This is a genomic window from Candidatus Tisiphia endosymbiont of Empis tessellata, from assembly GCF_964031035.1.
Taxonomy (GTDB): Bacteria; Pseudomonadota; Alphaproteobacteria; order Rickettsiales; family Rickettsiaceae; genus Tisiphia.
The window spans coordinates 1,234,684-1,250,324 of sequence record NZ_OZ034997.1 but is presented as its reverse complement, the minus strand read 5'-3'; the positions used below and the strand labels follow the sequence as shown (position 1 = coordinate 1,250,324).

Below are 15,641 nucleotides of genomic sequence, written 5' to 3'. Positions count from 1 at the left end.
GATAGTATAACTTCAAAAAGAGGTAGCATTAGCAAAGTGGCGTGGCGTACATGAGTAACGGAGCAGCTGAGATATTTAGGTCGAGAGACCTTAATTCTTGCAGTTCTAGCTGAGTATAAGATGAAAGTGCAACCTGTATCACTTCTTAAAACAGCCTTATGTTGTCCTTTCAACCAATAAACTAATTTCTTTAGCCAAATCTACCTATTTTGCTGAGCTATTTGGTGTTGATATATTTTGACTTGTTTGTTCTTTTAGTAGTTTACTTTTTTCTTCTATTGAATTAAGAAAGAAATAAGTGAAGGTTAGGAAACCAACTAAAAGCGGTATAAATACAAAGAGAATTGCCTTTAGTTTCCTAGCTGATTCTTCACGATCCAGTCGTTTTTCTCTTTCTTCTTCTGTTTCAACAAATTTATTATCGGTATTTCTGTCAGTATCTAAATTATCTTTTGACATTTCTATAATCTAAGGTTCTCGTTAGCTGTATTGTAATGCTATCTTTAGTTAGCTCTTTAATTTATGCGTATTTAAGTTATAAAATATACCCATTAATAATTCTTAAGCTTTGTTTTTTATGTTATCACAAGTCTTAGTCATCTCTCCTGTCATACTATTTATGGCATCAAACATTTTCATTGAAGTATCAGATGCCATACTGACAAACTCTTTAATGTTATTGATTGAAGTTTCGCAAGTCGACTTAAGGTATTTTTGCTGACATTCGGCTATTTAGTTTAAATCTCCAGAAGTTATTGCATCTTTTATAGAATTCAGCATATTCATAGCATTGTTTTGAAAATCCTCTGAATTTTTTTGGATCATAGACTGCAGTGATTCAGTAACAATCTGATTTGTTGTAGTAAGTATTTTAGTACTTTTCTTGATAGTATCTGACATAGCAGAAAAATCCATAACAGGCAAGTTTTTTACGGAATTTATGTAAACTTCTGGATTCATAAAAGATTTCATAAAATCTACAAATTGGGCTGTACTATTAGTCATTGTAAATCCTCTAAATTAAGTGATCTATTTATTGTGTAAATCATAAATCTCATGTTACCATTTATAAAAATACGAGTCAATAGCTGGTTAATAATAATCTTAATATAGTCAATTGATTATACCAAAAACCCTGAATACAAATACTATATCATCGGCTGCTTCTTTTAGATAATCGAAACGACCAGAAGAACCTTTATGCCCTGAATCCATATTAGTTTTTAGCAATAATATATTATCGTCGAGTTTTGTCGCTCGAATCTTTGCTACCCATTTAGCCGCTTCCCAATAGCCAACTCTAGGGTCAGAGATTCCAGCAGTGATAAATAGACTTGGATAATTTTGTGGCTTTATATTATCGTACGGAGAATAAGACTTAATATAGTTAAAATAGTCTAATTCTTTAGGATTACCCCACTCTTTAAACTCACCGGGGGTTAATGGCAATTGTTCATCAAGCATGGTATTTAATACATCAACAAAAGGTACATGGGCAAGTGCTGCTTTAAATAATTGTGGTTGCTCATTAATTACTGCTCCAATTAATAACCCTCCTGCACTTCCACCACAGATTACTATATTACCTTGGCTAGTATATTTTTCTTTAATTAGCTCTTTACTAACCGCAATAAAGTCATCGAAAGTTCTTTTCTTATTGAGGAATTTGGCAGCTTTATACCAATCATGCCCGAGATCATCTCCCCCTCTAATATGGGCAAGGGCATAGACAAATCCACGATTTACAAGAGAAATAGCTGTATTCCGGAAAGATACTGGTATGCTAACACCATATGAACCATAACCATATAAATATAAAGGATTTTTCCCATCCTTGTTAAACAACGATTTTTTATATAATAAGGTAACTGGTACTTTAACCCCATCATTATCAGCAAATATCCTTTCTACCATATATTCTTCAGGATTAAAGCCACTTGGGATTTCTTGTACTTTCAATATTGTCAGTTGGTCGCTATTAAAATCATAACTATAAGTGGTGTTAGGTCTAGCAAGTGAAGAATAATTTACTCGGATATCATCTTCATCAAAATTAGTAGACATGGCTGAGGCAGTAAAAGCAGCATCCGGGAAGTGGATAATTTTTTCATCCTGTTCTTTAAGATGTTTTATTTTAATAACTGGTAATCCTTGATCACGATAATTAACTATCAAATAATTGTTAGTAATATCAAAACTTGATAAATATTTAGTCGGTTCTTCTGGAATATAATTATTTTCCCATAAATCATTTTGGAAATTATGTACATTTACTAATAGTATACGAAAATTCTTTGCCTCCTCGTTGGTATTAATATAAAAATTATCCCCATTATGCTCAACATCATAAAAAACCCCATCCTTTGCAGCTCTAATAAGTTTAGGCTGGAAGCTATGATCACGCATTTCTATAGCATATATTTCATTTTCATTATGACCAGAAATATCAATAAAAATATATTGTCGACTAGATGATTTGCCTGCATTTAACTGATATAATGGATTTGTTATATGATGTACTAACTTATCATTGGAAATTACATCCCCTAAAGAGTGGAACATTAATTTATCACAACGAGAATTCTCATTAATCGGCATATAAAAGAACCCTTTCAAATCTTCATGCCAAATTATATTGCGACTAACGTTATGTATTTCATCTGGTAGATATTGTTTGGTCTTTAAATTATAGACTTTAATTGTATATTTCTCATCACCGGAAAAATCAACACTATAAGCCATTAACGTATGATCAGGAGAGACTGCTACTAGACCTACATCAGTAAATTTATTACCTTTAGAGATACTATTAACATCTAATATAATTTCTTCAGAAGCATCTACTGACCCCATTTTTCGGCAATATATAGGATATTCTGTAGTTTCTTCAGTTCTAGTATAATAGTAATAATTATCTTTCTTTACGTAAGTTGACTGATCCTCGAGCTTAATCCTACCTTTTAGCTCTTCAAATATTTTATCTTTTTCTTGTTGTAATTGTGCAAAAAATTGCTCGGAATATTTATTTTCTGCCTGTAAATATTCTATAATTTTTTTATTACTAACATTAGGCCACTCATTATCCCTAAGCCAAGCATACTCATCTGTAATTTTCTGACCGTGCAATGTAAAGCTATAATCAATCTTATTAGCTATGGGTGGTTGCATTTTATCCTCATCTAGTGCTGATTATTATAAAAGTAATTAATGATACCATTACTACTAATAGAGCTGTTGATTGATTATGCAAAGATTTCATCTTATGTAAAGTATTTTTTTCTACTCTCTTAAAAACAGGGTAGTCCGCCCCTAGTCTATCATGAACCCCCTGCCCCACTAAGTTATATTTAAAATAAATATGACGAATATTATTTTCAATAAACTGAAATAAGTCTAAATTTATGTTGGCAGTTGAACGCCTAGAAATCGTTTTACTAAGAACTAAGGCGAATATTATACCTATTACTATTATTACCATTTGTTTTACTAAATCCAACCAATTTGTATCAATTATTTCAATAGGATAAGATGACCATACTAGTTTCAAACCTTCTTCTAAACAAAAGCTAGTTGCTAATAAAAACGATAGCATGACAAATAAACTAACTTTAGTTAGAATATTTAACTTAAGGTAAAAACCACTAATCAAAGATTTGTATTTAACCGCAGAAAATAAAGCAATGCATGTGACAATCTTGAGTAGGAAAATAGCATAATAATTAATATCTTGCTCCAAAGCATTGGTTACAACAATTTTGGTAACAAAACTAGCAAAAGGAGGCAATGCTATAATGAACAATACACTAACTATTAAACTAACAAACAACAAATGACTTTTGGGCGAGTAAATTCCTTTTATTTCAGAACAATTTTCTATATTTTCTTTGTCTATTAATATGGCAACGTATAAGACAAATAAAGCTTTATACAGTATATGGACAAAAAGAAAAACTATGATTCCTAAATTTGCTTGTTGAGATTTTGTGCCAATAGCAATTAGCATGAATCCAAGCTGAGAAACAGTAAGATAACATACGACCCTTTTGATGTTATCTTCTAGGCAAGCATAAATCCCGCCATATATAATCATTAATAATCCAAAGAATTTAAGTATTTCTAAGCCACTAAATAGTTTAAGGAGTATAATTATCGATATTTTACTAGTAAAGCTAGTTAAATATATCATCCCTGAGCTTGAAGCAAATGGATAGCAATTAACAATCCATCCAGAAAAAGGTATGCTAGCTACATTAATCAAACAACCACAAAGTATTAGAGCATAAAATATAAAACCAGCCTCTTGATTTTCTGTCAATGAGGTAAGAGAAATAATTTGTGAACTAGAGGTGTGAGTAATTATATAACTAATCCCTATTAAAATAAGACTCCCACTTATAAGATGGGTAAGCAAATATTGTCTTGCTGCTCTAACACTATTTTTGTAATTGCCATAAAAAATCAACAAAGCAGCAAATATCATCATCATTTCTAGAGAAGCAAACATTGAAACAAAATCCCCAGCAAATAAACAGACCAAAGAACTAGCTGAATATAGGCTACCTATAAGTACCTCAAATTTTCTGTTTTTACTTATGGCATATAAGTTAGTAGCCAGCGTTACAACAATAAAAGCAAGTGCTATTAACTTATTTTCACTACTAAAATTAATAACAAAACTATTATTGTATAGATTAACTACCATCTCATCTTTGTTGTTAATTAATAATATACCAACAACTATTGGACATATTATTGCAATAATATAAAATGTTTTATAAAATGCATTTCTCATTATTTAGCCTCAATTTGATGAAGAGATAGGTTAACCTGACTTATATATTTGCAGCAGGATAGCTAAATAACATTAAGTGGAATAAATTTAATCCAAAATGCACCATCATTGCACATATGATCCTATTTGTTTTATCGTAAGTATATCCGTAACATAAAGCACAAATCGTGGCTAATATTATATAAATGCTACCCCCTTGAAAATGAGCTAAACCAAATATTAAAGATGCAATAATAATATGAGCATTTTTACCTCCTATCCCTAAAATATTAAATCCTGCAAGTGGTTCTAATAAAGTTTTTAAGGTATTCTGTAAGAATCCACGAAAAATTACTTCCTCTGCCATACATACAAAGAATAAGTTATTAATTGCCCAAATCAATAACACATTTGGTATCTTCGGATCGAATTTTACATATCCACTAATAAAAGCAGGGATTAAAACTCCTGCAATACAAAGTAAAAGAAAACAAGCTGTTTGTTTTAAAGATTTTACATCTATAGTTTTCTCTAAAATATAAAAATTACTTATAGAATAGAGTATTAGTGCAGACATAGTCTTGTCAAAATTTAAAAACATAGAAAATGGACGTGACAACTCAGAAAGATGGACTTTATTTAAAACTAATATATTAAAGAAGCCTGGTATTAAATGAAAAGCAAATCCAGCTATGAAAGAGGATACTCCTATAAAGAATAGAATTTTTAAAACTTTATTGACATTATTAAGGTGGAAATATAAGTATGTCATTATACTAAAGCAACACAACAAAGTTAGTCCAACGATATTTATTACACCCTGAGATAATCCTACAATATTTGTTATAATGATGCTTATGTATAAAAACTTTTTATCTCTATGAAACAATGCAATAATTACTGTAATAATTAATAAAATATAAGTTATGTTCATCTGATTCCTTTATATTTGTGTTAAGTTATTTTAGCACCCCTGTTTTGGTGCTAGATATAGAATGTCTAAAACACCCTTCCTGTCTATTTCTTTAGATTCCTGCATATGCCGAGAATGACATCAATTCTATCACCACAAATTCAAGTTATAAATACAAAAAACTTCTTAATAAAAATATGTATAAAATAAAATAATACCACCATGCACGAGCATATAACTAAACTCAATAGCATAGAATTAGGTAATTTATTTTCTATAGAAAATATTTTAGAATTATTATCAATAGGCTTATAAATAAATATTATCAGCTTTGCTAAATACAGTGCAGAGAACAGCGTACTTAAAGCTAGTACTACCATAACTAATATTTGATTTTGTTCTGCAGCAGCTAACATAATATAAAATTTACTAATAAAACCACCAAAAGGAGGAATGCCTATTAAGGATAAACTGGCAATAAGTACCATAAGGCTAGTTTTTGGCATTTCTCTACCAGCATTGATCAGGTCAGAGACTTGGTTAGTTTTCTTTAAGCTATAAATACTTCCCATCCCATAAAACAAACAGATTTTAGTGAATGAATGTGAGGATAAATGTAGGATAGCTGCTCCTATAGATTTTGAGGTAAACATGAAGCTACTCAATAAAGCTATCCCTAACTGGTTAATCGTAGAATAGGCTAGAATCTTCTTAATATTATCACTAGTTAAGGCTTTAAAGGAACTATAAAATATGGTGATAATAGGAAAGAAAAGAATCCAATTAAATTCAGCAAAAATAGATTGTAAATATTTAAGACCAAAAATATATATCAGAATCTTATAGATACAAAAAAGCCCAGTTTTAACAACTACCACCGCATGTAGTAAGGCACTTACTGGGTAATGTGCTACCATTGCTGCTGGTAACCATTGATGCAAAGGGTATAAGGCTGCCTTCGATATGCCAAAAATAAACATTAATAATAAAATTATTATTTGACTCCTGGAAAAATAATGTTCGGTAAAACCTTGTGATGTAAAATCACCATGCCCTGCTTTAGCATAAATAATTATTAGGGCTGGCAAGAATAGTAATATCCCCGAGATCATCAATATTTTTAAATATTTATAGACCCCGGCCATAACTTTATCTCCACCACTATGACCAATTAATGGAGCAGTTGATAATGTTAATATTTCATAAAAAATAAACATAGTAAAAAGATTTGAAGATAATGCTACCATCCCACCAGATAACACACTTAGATTAATGAAGAATAGAAAACGACTGGAATTATCAATATTATTAATTGCCAAATATTTGGTGGTGTAAATTAACGCACAAATCCATAAGAAACTCAGTAAAGTTAAGAAAATGAGGCTTAACGCTTCTAAATGCAACCCAATAGCAAAATTACTGAATATATTTATTGATATATTTGCTCTTACTCCTTTCAGGAATAACCAATCAATAATTAAAATATTGACAAAAAAGAAGCTACTAATGGTAATTAATAAGGAGTTACGCATATTATTATCACTATTACTAATAAAGGGAGTAACTAAATTTAGCATAGCTAGAAGTAAAGTTGATAAAATCAAAAAACTAGGAGTAACAGAAGGGTACATTACTATCCCCCTAATATTTGTAATTGGTTTAAGAATATTGGCAGGAGAAATTGCATTATACTAACAAAAATTAGCCCACAATACTTAGTGTTCGATTTTAATTGTGTATAATCATAGTGATCCCAACATAGTTTTTTGGCAATTTTATAATGATAAAGTAACGACATAGCAGAACTTATGACAACAATAACAAACTCTAACCACATATCTTCCACAACCAACAACTCAAAAATACTAATCTTAATGAAAAACATGCTACTTATTGGTAAACCACAGCTGTAAATTAGACTAAAAACTACCAAAACACGCCATAACATACTAAACGGTTTTGAAATATCAGAATAAGCAATGATCAGAAATAGAGCTATCTTGTTAATGCTATCAGCAAACAAAAAGGGAAATAACAGTGATTCACCTCTAGGAATAACTAAAAGCAAAAACATATAACCAATTTGCACCGCCGAAGAATATATAACAATATTTCTAACTTTTTGACTTCTGTAAGCAAAATATGTACATAAAGTAATAGTTATCAAAGCTATTGGTCTGATAAAATTTGATAGATACTTAATGATCACATTGTAATCAATAGTAAAATGAATGAACCTCAAGATTATATAAATACCAATTATACTGGATATACTAGCAAGATATGTCAGAATAACCGGAGCAGCTGAACTATAGGCTCTAACCATCCAAAAATGCATAGGGAAAAAAGCTGTTTTTAATATAGCACCAATTAGAAAAAAACTAATTGCTAGCTTGACTATTTTGTAATCATAATTTGTCTGAAGCAGCATTGAAATATCTGACATATTAAGACTGCCAGTAATGCTCAATAAAAACCCAATGGCTATTAATATCAAAGTTGCCCCAACCGTACCGAGCATCAGATAATCAAAAGCACCGATTACAGCCTTGGGGTTATTACCCTGCGCCATTAGTGCATAGGTACTTAATGAAGATATTTCAATAAATACATAAAGATTAAAAAGGTCATTAGTACTTAATATACCAAGATAGCCGCTATGGGCGAATAATAAAACTGCGTAAAATAACGATTGCCTTTTGTTATCAATAAATTTAAGTACGGTAGTTGTAAGCAATTTGTTACAAAAAATTAGAAAAAATAATAATACGCAATTAATATAGATGATTATAGGTTGGTTCAGATAATCTAGCTTATATTCAATACCTATAGGGGCATGCCAATCACCAAAATTATATGACACAGCACCTTTATTAATTGCTGATAAACCACAAATACTTAAAAATAAACTTAGTGCAATCGAAATAACTGCTATAATTCGAGTGGCAAGCACATAACGAAAAGTTAGTATTGAAAATAATGCTCCAAAAAATGGTAGCAATACTTGCAAAGCGGGAAAATGTTTAATTAATGTCATTCACTTCGATCATTAGTCGTTTCACTAAAATTAATCTCACTTTCTGATATAGTATTAAATTGCTTAGAAATACGGTAAATCAAGCTAAGACCCAATGATAAAGTAGCAAATCCAACAACAATAGCCGTGAGCATTAACACCTGAGGGAGTGGACTTGAATAGCTATGTAGTGTTGTACGTTCAATTGGTACAATACCTCCACTTACCTTACCAAGCATAAGGTAAAAAATTAGCACCGAACTTTGCATTACACTAAGCCCAATAATTTTACGAACATAATTATCACTGGTTAGCATTATAAATAAACCACTAACTAACACTAACAGTGTAAAAAAATATAAAATTTTTGAGATATATATAGTTTCTAAAAACATTGTTACTTAATTTTATTAATAGATATCCTTTGAAACTCTACTTCTGCTGGTGATTTGTACGTCGATGCGGTACTCGAATCCTCACGTACATTAGAGTACGCTGCGGTTCGAGGTGAAGCGTCTCCTTCAAATCCTTCAGCATAAGCGAGTTTCGAAAGAGGTCTAATATACTTCCTGCATATGGTTAACCCCAACGTCATTGCGAGTAGGCGTAAGCCCTACGAAGCAATCCATTTCTAATTACTTTATGGATTACTTCGTCGCCACTAAAGTAGCTCCTCGCAATGCCACATGAAACTTTGTACACTCCTCGCTAATAGATGTAGTAATGTACCCTAGTTAGCTATAAAGTCTAATACGGCTTAAATGCTTCATTAAACACACATACTATTTTTTTACCATGACGTATTGACAGCTTGTGAAATACTTGTTCAATAATCACCATATTAGCGTTATCTTGTGAGAGTCTATAATTTACCATCGACTCTCTAAGAGCTTCATCAACTGCAAAAATAGCTGGTAACTCAGCATTTTTATCTCTGAATTGTAGGTAAGTATACACTCCATCATCAAAAATTTTAATTGGTGCAATCGATTCATTACCACTTATGGAATAATTAAAATTATATTTTTCAGGGTGTGATAAATCAAGGTTAGCTGAAGATGTAACGTAATTTTGTACGTGATCTCCAGAATCCTCATCATCAGGATAAATAAACCTTAAATTAAAAACCATATCTGGATCTCTCATATCTAAGGCTTCTGTAGCATATAGTTCAAAAAAGTAAGTTCGCTTATTAGTAATAAGCGTCATATTAGTTGTAGCATCTTGTTCCATCGGTTTAATGAAGATCCTATGACCCGCTGGTACTATTTGCCAAGAAGTAGTATCTCCCATGGAAATACTAACTATTTCTTCATCTTTTGCTAGCTCTATACTAGCCTGATAACCATAATATCCAGTAAACTTAAATACATCATCAGGACTATAAACCATTACCCTGATTCTACTATCAATCGGCATTGGTCTAGATTCCCTAACGGCTAACGCAGTATTTACAAAAAATACTACTACAAAAAATATTATTAGTTGCTTCATCTTATTTTTTTACTTTTATCTTCTATTAACTTAAGTTTGTAACCAGTGACAGCAAAATTAAATCTTGAGTTAGGCGGTAGATGTATATTAATTGCATCTATTTCAAAATTTATTGTAGCTTGCCACACCATATTTTCTAAAATATCATTAGAAGCGTTTTTTGCCAAAGATGTAAATGTAACTTCAGCCTTATTATTTTTATGATAAACCACTGATGATATATTAACAGAACGCTTTAAGGACTTTTGGTAACGCATAACTGGAGACAATGGATTGTCAATATTCATAAAATTGGCAAATTGTCTAAATATTATACGCGTAGAATTATTTTGCATAAATATATACTGAGGACGAAGTAAATCATAGTCATATGATTCTCTATGTATAACGTAATTTCTAATCATAATATCTGCAATAGAATTAATTGCATTATGCTTAATATGATTAGCGTTAGTTATTGTTGCACTTTTAAGGGATTTAGCACTAATTGCGTATCTTACCTGACGCTTTACTGGTAATAAAGTCTCAAAATTAATCACCACACTTAGAAATAATACAAAAAGAACTACACTAAATATCAACAAAAATGTTCTGTGTACAAGTGGATATATATATTCAAAATTATACCATCTTTTCGCATCAACAAAATATTCACCAGACTTAATATATTCTTGAACAGAATTTAACAGCTTATCCATTAGTTTTAAATAATTGCTTACCTATATCGGATTCTAACACATATTAGAAAAGATGTTATAATTTTTTATAAAAATTATTCTTTTAGCCTGTTCAAAAAGCTAATTTTGTGTCTACAATACCAATAAAAATCGTATTAAGAATAGTCAAATTAAAAAGAATATTTGACTCAAGAAATGTTTGTTGTTATAAGCTCTGTGTATATTAAGTGTACACTTATACACTAGTATTTAATGATGGGGCGTAGCCAAGTGGTAAGGCAACGGTTTTTGGTATCGTCATTCGGTGGTTCGAATCCATCCGCCCCAGCCATTCTCCGATTTTAGTGCATTTTACGAATGCGTCAAACGGTGGACGTAGCATAAAGTCTAGCTTTCCGTCTTTTAATTTTAGGTTCGAAAATACAAGATTTAACAATTTGCGTTTTTTCTCAATATTCGAACCTTTAAAGGTTTCTAACGCTCTGGAAGCTAGTTCTACTAGGTTAATCAATAGTTCTGAAAATTCATCATCAGCATAATTATGGCTTTCTAGTTCTCTCATGATATCTTCACGTTTTTGTATTAATTGCTGACGTTTTTCTTCATGATCTTCCTTGCTAATATTACCGTCTAAAAATAAATCAGTTAACCTATCCATACGAGTTTTAATCTTAGTATGTTCAGTATGTAGCTCTCCTATACGCATTTTATAAAAACCTTGCTCTATTTTTGCTGAAGCTTTAATATAACCAATTACTTCAGCTAACAATTTAGGCTCTAAATGGAGTGTTGCTAGTACTTGCTCAACTTCTTGTAGTATTATTTCTTCTTTCACGTATATCCTTTTATTAGGGTTATCAGGATGCCATCCTAGTAAATATATCCACTCTGCTGTACTACCATTAGTATAAGTCTTTTTCTTAGTATCAGCAGTGATCACACAACCAGTAGTAGCACATTGTAAATTGTAATCAGGTTTTGCCCCCCTATTGTAATGAACTATTGCCCCCCTAATCACATTAAAAATTAGATAATATTTAGTTACACTCAATTAGTGATTTTCAATTATATTTTTTGCTAATTTACATCTTTTCTTCCTCTAAAACTTTTATTACCAGTTTCTATGATGTGACAATGATGTGTCAATCTATCGATCATTACTTTTGTTGCTTTAGCATTACCAAATATATCACCCCATTCTTCAAATCTCAAATGGTTAGTGATAATAAGCGAAGACTGCTCATATAATTTAGCAAATACCTCAAATAATAGGAATCTAGCATCCACTTTTATTGGTACATTTATTGGTACATAACCTAATTCATCTAGGGTATATCGTCACGAGATTTTAGCCTACATTAGTAATCCCCTTAGACAAAGGCCTGCCATGTATGATTTTGTATTTTTAGCATATCTTGTTGCTATACCACGCCATTCTTTAAATTTTTGAAATGTATTTTCAATAATGTGCCTTAACTTATATAAATCCTTATCTATCTCTCTTTGAATCTTTCTGTTTCTTTTTGATGGTATTACAGGAATTATATTTGCTTGCTCAGCAAATTCTACGATGCTATATTTGTGTCATAAGCTTTATCTGCTATAAGGTACTCTGCCTCTATATTTTGGGTTAATTCACAAGCTTGAGTACAATCGTTTCTGAAACCTTCTGTAACAATAATTCTGACCGGCATACCATGCGCATCCACGGCCATATGTATCTTTGTATTGAGCCCCCTTTTGTACGGCTAATCATTTGATTCCCGCCTTTTGCCCCAAGTCCTGCTTTATGAACTTTTACAAATGTTGAATCTATCATTAACCATTCGAAATCAGGAGCATTTATAAAAATATTTAGTACATGCTCCCATACTCCATTATCGTGCCATCTACAGAATCTTCTGTGTACATTCTTCCAATTCCCATAATCAGGTAGCAAATCTCTCCAAGGAGCTCCTGTCCTAAATATCCACATTACTGCATTTACAAAGGTTCTATTATCTTTTGCAACCCCTCCCCAACAACCTTCCCTGCCAGGCAAATGCCTTTGTATCTTATTCCAAAGTTCATCATTTATATCATGTCTTCTATGTGCTAGCCCCATAACTATTATCCCTATTACTATAATTAGTATAACCAACTTCACAAATTATTCAACTATAATCTCGTGACGACATGCCCTAGCCTAGTTGAGCTACTATATAGTTCCTCAAACCCTGTAATCTCTATGGATGATGCTGCTGATATAGTAAAAACATTAGAACGAATTGGGGCAATCAACAATAATCAGTTTTGCTCAAATGCGGTAGAAATTATTAAGCAAAACCAACTTGGAGTAGGTGAAAAATATCGAGCTAAAATCAGCTCATTTGCCAGTAGAATGATTGCAAGTAGTGCGAAAGATTACAAATCAGCGATTAATCATTTAATTACTCAACAATCAGCACTAGTTAGTAAGAGTTTGATGGGTCATTACCAACATCAGCTAGCTAATCCGATAATACAGGAAGGAATGCATCAAGTATCTTTATCTGACAAAATCAGTGATACACTTCTTGGCGATTCTTATCGTTTGAATGATGCTATAAGAGACATACAGAGCCGAAATGGTTATAAAGTAATAAATCTAGCTGGTTCAAAAGGAGTAGCAATAGCAGCTGGTGATGATGATAGCACTATAATGATGCATGATAAAAATAAGAGCAGCAATAGAGAGCATGCTTTAAAACTTGATCCGCACAACACTAATGTTCAGGTCGGACTAACCATCGGGCAGCCGCAGAAGCTAGATAAACGTCTTTTCGGCACAGGTGAAGAGTCAGCACAAGGAACATCTAGACAATTAGGTACGGTAGATTCCATTCTTCGCAGGAAGGATGACATTGAGTCGTTAGATTATGACAAATATTCTTTGTTAACTACCTCTATCATCCAGCCACCAAAAGTACCAATGTCTTTGGATACTCTCAATTACCTAAACAATGTACTGCAAATAAATCCGCCACAAAAAAATATGTTAAGCATTAATGATGCTATATCCGCTAGTAGTAATGGTAAATACTCAGCTGATATATTACGAGGCGTAGTTCAGCCGATTCCAGTTGGCCAATACCACTCCGCCAAAACCGCCATCCCAGCCAACTCTACAACCAAAGCCCTTAAGCCAGTCGGAGTTATCAGCTGCACAATTTTTAGTTGACACTTTAACGGCGGACAAGCAACAACTACAAACGAAAGAAAATGAATATCACAGAAATATCCTGCAAATCGCTAAACAAAATATGCATGATTCTGCAGCTAAGAAATTTGCACGAGATGAAGCTTTGATGCAGCAAGCTTATGCAATTGGCAGGGAGATGGGGTCTATACCTAGACTTGTTGCGCCAATGGAGAGACGCAAAACCACTGCAGATACTGATCGAAATATTTCTGAGTATTTTGATAATCCAAATAATAAATATGCTAACAACCAAATAATTAAAGGTGTAGCACAAGCTGGAGAGGTAATAGAATTGGCAGGCAGTAATCTTGCTTATGGGATATCACGTGTGGAAGGTGGGTGGGAAACATTGCTAGCTGTAGGTACGGTTGTTGGTGGTGTAGTTGATGGGGTCAAAGATGTAGCTAAGAGTGTTGCAAAATCTGTATTGTCTAACGATGGATACTGGACTGAAAAATCAAGACAAAAAAAATAATAATTTTGTTTCCCATTTTTGCATTTTTCAAGCTGCAATTTGTTCATAATTTTGTATAGAATTTAGATAGACATTCATAGGCTTTTTGTAACCAATACTTGAATGAAATCTTCTATAATTATAGTGATTGATGTAATCATCAATACCACTCTTTAGCTCTTTAACATCTTTAAAATCATTAATAAATATACAATTATATTTTAAAGTTCGGAAAAATCTCTCCATAATTATATTATCAATACTTCTTCCTTTACCATTCATCGAAACTTTAATGTTATGCTCTTGTAAAATTTCAATGTGTTCATGACTAGTATATTGACTGCCCTGATCACTATTAAATATCTGCGGTGCAGGATATTTGTTAAGTGCATCATGCAATACTTCAGTTACCAAACTTACATCCATACTATTTGACAATTTATAACTCAACACAGCTCTACTATGCCAATCTATAATTGCCACCATGTACATAAATCCCGAATTAGTTCGAACATAAGTGATATCTCCGCTCCAAACCTCGTTAGCGTTAGGTACATGTACAGTCTTAGTTGTACCTAGATTAGTCCAATATTTATCAAGCAAATAACTATAAATTTTATGCTGTTTATCTTTTTCAGACGTTAACTTTTTCCTCTTTGGATAAATAGCCTCTATGCCAATCATGTTCATATATTTTAGAACCCGATCCTTACCAATAACCACGCCGTCTTCTAATAATTGTCTATGGATATAACGATAACCAAATTCAGGATTATCAGTATATATTTCATCTATTTTATTTAAAATATTTAAGTTATACCCACTAAATGGTTTTGCTTTATAGTACATTGAAGAACGATTAATCTTTAATAATTCATATTTCCTTGTCTTTGGTAACATTGCTAGCTTGGAATCGACAAGTTCTTTTCTATTTGATAAGTCCAAGCTTTGTAGCTTTCCCACAGCCCAATCTCTCTCTACTATTGTTTTTCCAAGAGTTTTCGCTAATTCATCATTTTGTTCTTTCAGCATATTAATTTGTTCCTGATATTTACTTACCAGTTTTGCTGGTTCAAAAGCCAATGCTGCATTTGAT

The 15,641-nt window shown here is 32.0% G+C and carries 14 protein-coding genes, 1 tRNA gene and 2 pseudogenes; 3 read left to right on the top strand and 14 right to left on the bottom strand.

Features of this window, described 5'->3' with window-relative positions; translation table 11 throughout:
* Positions 1 to 204: 204 nt before the first annotated feature.
* From AAHM86_RS06545 to AAHM86_RS06495, 11 genes are all read right to left on the bottom strand, one after another.
* Positions 205 to 459, bottom strand: coding sequence for a hypothetical protein (locus tag AAHM86_RS06545; RefSeq protein ID WP_341747708.1), 255 nt, complete (start codon positions 457 to 459; stop codon positions 205 to 207).
* A gap of 273 nt (positions 460 to 732) precedes the next feature.
* Positions 733 to 1,005, bottom strand: a complete 273-nt coding sequence (locus AAHM86_RS06540) for a phasin family protein (protein ID WP_342267717.1) — start codon at positions 1,003 to 1,005, stop codon at positions 733 to 735.
* Positions 1,006 to 1,113: 108 nt separating this feature from the next.
* Positions 1,114 to 3,168 carry a S9 family peptidase gene (locus tag AAHM86_RS06535; protein WP_342267716.1) on the bottom strand — a complete coding sequence of 685 codons (2,055 nt, stop codon included), beginning with the start codon at positions 3,166 to 3,168 and terminating at the stop codon, positions 1,114 to 1,116.
* Between the two features lie 7 nt (positions 3,169 to 3,175).
* Positions 3,176 to 4,792, bottom strand: a complete 1,617-nt coding sequence (locus AAHM86_RS06530; protein WP_342267715.1) for a proton-conducting transporter membrane subunit — start codon at positions 4,790 to 4,792, stop codon at positions 3,176 to 3,178.
* 40 nt (positions 4,793 to 4,832) lie between these two features.
* Entirely contained in the window at positions 4,833 to 5,705 is an 873-nt protein-coding gene (locus AAHM86_RS06525) for a CPBP family intramembrane glutamic endopeptidase (RefSeq protein ID WP_342267714.1), read from the bottom strand.
* Positions 5,706 to 5,845: 140 nt separating this feature from the next.
* Entirely contained in the window at positions 5,846 to 7,315 is a 1,470-nt protein-coding gene (locus AAHM86_RS06520; RefSeq protein WP_342267713.1) for a proton-conducting transporter membrane subunit, read from the bottom strand.
* A gap of 2 nt (positions 7,316 to 7,317) precedes the next feature.
* Positions 7,318 to 8,721 (bottom strand): proton-conducting transporter membrane subunit, encoded by a 1,404-nt coding sequence (locus AAHM86_RS06515; RefSeq protein ID WP_342267712.1) that lies wholly within the window; start codon positions 8,719 to 8,721, stop codon positions 7,318 to 7,320.
* Positions 8,718 to 9,074, bottom strand: coding sequence for a Na+/H+ antiporter subunit C (locus AAHM86_RS06510; protein WP_341752284.1), 357 nt, complete (start codon positions 9,072 to 9,074; stop codon positions 8,718 to 8,720). The genes AAHM86_RS06515 and AAHM86_RS06510 overlap by 4 nt, the downstream gene beginning before the upstream one ends.
* A gap of 23 nt (positions 9,075 to 9,097) precedes the next feature.
* On the bottom strand, positions 9,098 to 9,295 hold the full coding sequence (locus AAHM86_RS06505) for a palindromic element RPE1 domain-containing protein (RefSeq protein WP_342267711.1): 198 nt from the start codon (positions 9,293 to 9,295) through the stop codon (positions 9,098 to 9,100).
* A gap of 152 nt (positions 9,296 to 9,447) precedes the next feature.
* Complete coding sequence (gene virB9, locus AAHM86_RS06500; RefSeq protein ID WP_341747700.1) at positions 9,448 to 10,194, bottom strand: P-type conjugative transfer protein VirB9; 747 nt, start codon at positions 10,192 to 10,194, stop codon at positions 9,448 to 9,450.
* Positions 10,191 to 10,892 carry a VirB8/TrbF family protein gene (locus AAHM86_RS06495; RefSeq protein ID WP_341747699.1) on the bottom strand — a complete coding sequence of 234 codons (702 nt, stop codon included), beginning with the start codon at positions 10,890 to 10,892 and terminating at the stop codon, positions 10,191 to 10,193. The genes virB9 and AAHM86_RS06495 overlap by 4 nt, the downstream gene beginning before the upstream one ends.
* 235 nt (positions 10,893 to 11,127) lie before the next feature.
* Here AAHM86_RS06495 and AAHM86_RS06490 point away from each other — a divergent pair.
* Positions 11,128 to 11,202, top strand: a tRNA-Gln gene (locus AAHM86_RS06490).
* Positions 11,203 to 11,948: 746 nt separating this feature from the next.
* On the opposite strand, the pseudogene AAHM86_RS06485 reads toward AAHM86_RS06490, so the two are convergent.
* Both AAHM86_RS06485 and AAHM86_RS06480 read right to left on the bottom strand, forming a co-directional pair.
* Positions 11,949 to 12,188, bottom strand: a pseudogene (locus AAHM86_RS06485) (ATP-binding protein); the annotation flags it as partial.
* A 36-nt stretch (positions 12,189 to 12,224) separates the two neighbouring features.
* Positions 12,225 to 12,975, bottom strand: a pseudogene (locus AAHM86_RS06480) (IS5 family transposase).
* 123 nt (positions 12,976 to 13,098) lie between these two features.
* On the opposite strand from AAHM86_RS06480, the gene AAHM86_RS06475 reads away from it, so the two are divergent.
* Positions 13,099 to 14,070: a hypothetical protein gene (locus tag AAHM86_RS06475; protein WP_342267710.1), complete on the top strand. Its 972-nt coding sequence runs from the start codon at positions 13,099 to 13,101 to the stop codon at positions 14,068 to 14,070.
* Positions 13,973 to 14,566, top strand: a complete 594-nt coding sequence (locus AAHM86_RS06470; RefSeq protein WP_342267709.1) for a hypothetical protein — start codon at positions 13,973 to 13,975, stop codon at positions 14,564 to 14,566. The genes AAHM86_RS06475 and AAHM86_RS06470 overlap by 98 nt, the downstream gene beginning before the upstream one ends.
* Positions 14,567 to 14,593: 27 nt before the next feature.
* Here the strand turns inward: AAHM86_RS06470 and AAHM86_RS06465 are convergent, their stop codons facing one another.
* Positions 14,594 to 15,628, bottom strand: a complete 1,035-nt coding sequence (locus tag AAHM86_RS06465; RefSeq protein WP_342267708.1) for an IS3 family transposase — start codon at positions 15,626 to 15,628, stop codon at positions 14,594 to 14,596.
* Between the last annotated feature and the right edge of the window lie 13 nt (positions 15,629 to 15,641).

Bases quoted from the DNA above. Each gene is read 5' to 3' on its own strand.
- AAHM86_RS06545 (WP_341747708.1), bottom strand. From the start codon at position 459: ATGTCAAAAGATAATTTAGATACTGACAGAAATACCGATAATAAATTT.
- AAHM86_RS06540 (WP_342267717.1), bottom strand. From the start codon at position 1,005: ATGACTAATAGTACAGCCCAATTTGTAGATTTTATGAAATCTTTTATG.
- AAHM86_RS06535 (WP_342267716.1), bottom strand. From the start codon at position 3,168: ATGCAACCACCCATAGCTAATAAGATTGATTATAGCTTTACATTGCAC.
- AAHM86_RS06530 (WP_342267715.1), bottom strand. From the start codon at position 4,792: ATGAGAAATGCATTTTATAAAACATTTTATATTATTGCAATAATATGT.
- AAHM86_RS06525 (WP_342267714.1), bottom strand. From the start codon at position 5,705: ATGAACATAACTTATATTTTATTAATTATTACAGTAATTATTGCATTG.
- AAHM86_RS06520 (WP_342267713.1), bottom strand. From the start codon at position 7,315: ATGTACCCTTCTGTTACTCCTAGTTTTTTGATTTTATCAACTTTACTT.
- AAHM86_RS06515 (WP_342267712.1), bottom strand. From the start codon at position 8,721: ATGACATTAATTAAACATTTTCCCGCTTTGCAAGTATTGCTACCATTT.
- AAHM86_RS06505 (WP_342267711.1), bottom strand. From the start codon at position 9,295: ATGACGTTGGGGTTAACCATATGCAGGAAGTATATTAGACCTCTTTCG.
- virB9 (WP_341747700.1), bottom strand. From the start codon at position 10,194: ATGAAGCAACTAATAATATTTTTTGTAGTAGTATTTTTTGTAAATACT.
- AAHM86_RS06495 (WP_341747699.1), bottom strand. From the start codon at position 10,892: ATGGATAAGCTGTTAAATTCTGTTCAAGAATATATTAAGTCTGGTGAA.
- AAHM86_RS06475 (WP_342267710.1), top strand. From the start codon at position 13,099: ATGGATGATGCTGCTGATATAGTAAAAACATTAGAACGAATTGGGGCA.